Source organism: Burkholderia sp. SIMBA_051, from assembly GCF_046534915.1.
Taxonomy (GTDB): domain Bacteria; phylum Pseudomonadota; class Gammaproteobacteria; order Burkholderiales; family Burkholderiaceae; genus Burkholderia; species Burkholderia ambifaria.
This window is the reverse complement of the sequence record NZ_JAWRXS010000511.1, coordinates 1-258: the sequence shown is the minus strand read 5'-3', so window position 1 is coordinate 258 and position 258 is coordinate 1. Positions and strand designations below refer to the sequence as shown.

The following is a 258-nucleotide window of genomic DNA, read 5'->3' as shown; positions in this document are numbered from 1 at the left end:
CAAGCCGCGCGTCGCGTGCTCGATCTGACGGTGGAGCGCGGCAACTACATGCCGATCGGGCACGTGATCGACGAGAAGGCGATCGTCAACGGCATCGTCGCGTTGCTGGCCACGGGCGGTTCGACCAATCACACGCTGCACCTAGTGGCGATTGCGCGCGCGGCGGGCATCGTGATCGACTGGGACGACTTCGACACGCTGTCGCAAGCGGTGCCGCTGCTCGCCAAGATTTATCCGAACGGCAAGGCCGACGTGAAC

The 258-nt window shown here is 64.7% G+C and carries 1 protein-coding gene; it reads left to right on the top strand.

Features of this window, described 5'->3' with window-relative positions; all coding sequences use genetic code 11:
* On the top strand, nt 1-258 hold a 258-nt coding region (locus SB771_RS35505; RefSeq protein WP_410722103.1), incomplete at both ends, for a dihydroxy-acid dehydratase.